General features: G+C 43.7%; 4 protein-coding genes. All 4 read right to left on the bottom strand.

The features are described from left to right. The coding region (locus tag EDC41_RS13330) for a TipJ family phage tail tip protein (protein ID WP_132303726.1) at positions 1–1,877 on the bottom strand (1,877 nt) is incomplete at its 3' end. Between the two features lie 2 nt (positions 1,878–1,879). Next, a complete protein-coding gene (locus EDC41_RS13325) occupies positions 1,880–2,470 on the bottom strand; it encodes a tail assembly protein (protein WP_020824196.1) in 591 nt (196 codons plus the stop codon). Between the two features lie 2 nt (positions 2,471–2,472). Beyond that, positions 2,473–2,598, bottom strand: coding sequence for a hypothetical protein (locus EDC41_RS14080; RefSeq protein ID WP_015484176.1), 126 nt, complete (start codon positions 2,596–2,598; stop codon positions 2,473–2,475). A gap of 140 nt (positions 2,599–2,738) precedes the next feature. Further along, on the bottom strand, positions 2,739–3,185 hold a 447-nt coding region (locus EDC41_RS13320; protein ID WP_132303723.1), incomplete at its 5' end, for an NlpC/P60 family protein.

The following is a 3,185-nucleotide window of genomic DNA, read 5'->3' as shown; positions in this document are numbered from 1 at the left end:
CCGTCGCCAGAACTAATATCACTGGAGATATAGAGCTTGCCGTCATAACCAGTCGAGACTTCTACTGCGTTAATTTGCGGGGCTTTGTAAAGCGTTCTCGCCGTTTCCACAAAGTGAGCAGCGTTATCTACAATCGCCTCTTTCTGCGGTTCGTGTTGCAATGCCGTAATCGTATTCGTACCGTCCGCATTTTCAACAATCGAGATGGAGCGGTATAAGCCCGAGCTGATTTGTTTAGTCGATAACGACCATACGCCGTAGGTTTCTAAGCCGGTTGGCGTGCTATCTAGCGTGATTTCTTTACCGTTTACCGATTGGATTTTAATGCTAGAGTGCGTTGCCTCACCGTTGATATAGGTAAAATAACTGGCGTTATCAATGCTAATTTCACGGTCAAGGGTAACTTTTCTGCCATTAATCGCCAGTACACGTCCGCCAATTTCCGTACCGGCATAATGGCTGTCGGCAACACGGATAATATCACCCGGCAAGTGCATTAAGCCCTCACGTCCCACGGTAAAAGTAATGGTTTCCTTTTCCCGTTTTTCGGTTTCCAAAATCCATTTTCCGGTACGGTGTGCTTGCCCCCGAGAGGTACAACCGAAAGCAGTAATTTGACTTAAATTTAAGCCGTGCTTTTTGATTTCCTCGTCATCAGAGACATATTCAATCGCACTTTCATAGCCATTTGTTTTATCCGAATAAGTAACTTGCACTGCATTATGGCGTGATTTGCGAGCAGAGTAGGATCGTTCAAATCCACCAACTACATTAGCATTTGTGTAAGTCCAAACCGGATCACGCGGACGGTCGATAATGACCGATACTTCTGTTCCGGTCCAAATCGGAATCGCACGGAATACCGAGCAGAAATCATTCAACAAGTCATAGGCAGTTTTAACTTCCGTGAGCCATACGTTACAGGTGAAACGAGGCTCCATTCCACCCATACCGTCCGGCACAAGTTGATCGCAATAGCGAGCAACATCATACAACGCCCATTTGTCAAAACTGATTTCAACCCCAAGCATTTTGCTTAAAATCGGAGCTAAATCGTAAATTTCCCAAGCAGGGTTGTTCGTCCACGCAATTTTAAATGTGCCGTCCCAAAAGCCGGTGTAAGTGCGTTTAACTGGATCATAATTGCTTGGCACTTTGACTTTTTTCGCTTTAATTAGGTAGTTTCGGGTCGGGATATTATTAAAATACTCCGAATCAAAACTGATACCGGCAACCGCTGAATTAGGGTAAGTAAATTCGGTGTCGATAATTTCGGTATAGCTGCTCCAAATTGTACCGTTTTGTAGTCGTTGAGAATTGCTATCCTTTGTTACACGTTCAACCGAGATATTAAACGGTACAGGAGGCAGGTTATCAAACACCACAGATTCAAGGTATTGCGAGCTGTATTTGCCGTTAAAGCTATGCGAATATTGCCGTGTGCCAATCGTGATTTTTAAATCAACATTGGTGGTATTGGTATCGCCTTGATTATTTTGATGGAATAGTGACCGCACGCCCAACGTTAAACGCAAACGGCTGATGCGTTCATCAGTAACGGTGCGGACGATTGCACCGCTTTTTTTCTTGACTTCTACACCCACACTCACTTCATTTTGTGAGCTGTCGTAACCGTCTAACACATTTTGGTCTTGCGTACCGACATTTAACTGACCACTCACATTATTAAAGTTATAGCTGCCGTCATCGTTTTGGATCTGCGTGCCGTCTAAGTAAATCGATTTAAAGCCATCAACCAAGCCCTCGATTTCGCCCTCGCACAGCAATTCCACAATATTTACAATCTGTTTAGAGCGACCGGTTTCCGGTGCTTCTTTAGGAGTATGATTTTTTCTCTTACGACTAAATAATCCCATAATTATACCTCTACAGTCATCGTCTCAACTCCCTGCGATATCACAAGCGAGCCGGTCCGAATTAAGCCATAAGCCAACGGCACAGGTTTGCCTTGAGCCACCAAGTTATTTAAATTTGAAAAAGCCGTTGAGTTTTCTTTCTCTTTTTCATTACCGATATTCGGGGCATTCGGCATTTTGGTAAGCATTTGAGCAACACCGCCAAGCAACATTGATGCCCCCATTGCTCCCATCATCATTGCGGAAGAAGCCCCTAGAACTCCCCAACCGACCGGCCCGAGAAAAAATGCGGCTCCAATTAAGGCTACACCTAACACAGCTTGGAAAACACCCCCGCTTTTCGCCCCTTTGATAACAGGGGTAAAATGAATGGTTTGCCCTTTCTTCAGGCAATAAAAAAGCCCTTTTTCAAGGGCTGAGGCATCTAAATACTGTTTCCCGATGCGGACTTTATAAATACCGTCTCGCAACGTTTCACGCAAGCCTGTAAGCTGTGAGCATAACGCTCTGATGGCTTCTGCGGTGTCTTTAACTTCAAGTCTAAAGTCTGTACCGAATTTTCTAAGATGTCCGTAAAATTTAACTGTAATCATAGTTACCACCAACGAATAGCAGTGATAAATTCAGGGGCTTTCCAGATGAACGCAAACAAAAAGAGAATTATTGCGGCTGTCCACATTGTTTTTCTGATTTCTTTTGGGGTAATATTAATTGCTTCCATAAGAACTCCTAGAAATTTGAATGTAAATCGTTTATCATTCATTTAATTTATGTCCTCTTAGTTAGGTAAGTGGATATGAAAAACCCCGAAGTGCTGCAAACGCTTCGGGGTTTGTTTTTGTTACAAGCGGTCATTTTTTGTTAGTTATTTACAGCAATATCATTCAATATGCCATCAAAATCTAACTTCTCCGCCAGTTTATGCCGCCAAATACTGTGGGTATGGCGTAACCAGTAGCCATCATATAAATCACGCTTAGATAATCGGTTCGGGCTGTGATGGATTACCATCTGTTCGCCAATATAAATCGCTGCGTGGTTAGGTACATCAGCTCCAACCTGCATTAAAATCACATCGCCGATTTGTGGGGTTTCTACTCGCTCGAAACCTTGCCCTTGAATATTATCCAAATATAGATTTTGCCCGGTATGCCACCAGTCATCTTGTCGCTCGAACTCGTCCATCTCGTAACCGGCAAGCATATAGGCATCACGGTAGAGCGTGTAGCAATCCATTGTGCCGTGTTTAAACTCACGCCCGATTAAATGTGGTACATTGCGGAATTTATGGATTTGCCGATTATGCAC

The organism is Mannheimia haemolytica, from assembly GCF_004342115.1.
Classification (GTDB): Bacteria; Pseudomonadota; Gammaproteobacteria; order Enterobacterales; family Pasteurellaceae; genus Mannheimia; species Mannheimia haemolytica.
The sequence above is the reverse complement of the archived record's forward strand: the minus strand, read 5'-3'. Positions and strand labels throughout refer to the sequence as shown.

What these genes read in the sequence shown, in the direction of transcription:
- EDC41_RS13325 (WP_020824196.1), bottom strand. Translation starts at nt 2,470, where the DNA reads ATGATTACAGTTAAATTTTACGGACATCTTAGAAAATTCGGTACAGAC.
- EDC41_RS14080 (WP_015484176.1), bottom strand. Translation starts at nt 2,598, where the DNA reads ATGGAAGCAATTAATATTACCCCAAAAGAAATCAGAAAAACAATGTGG.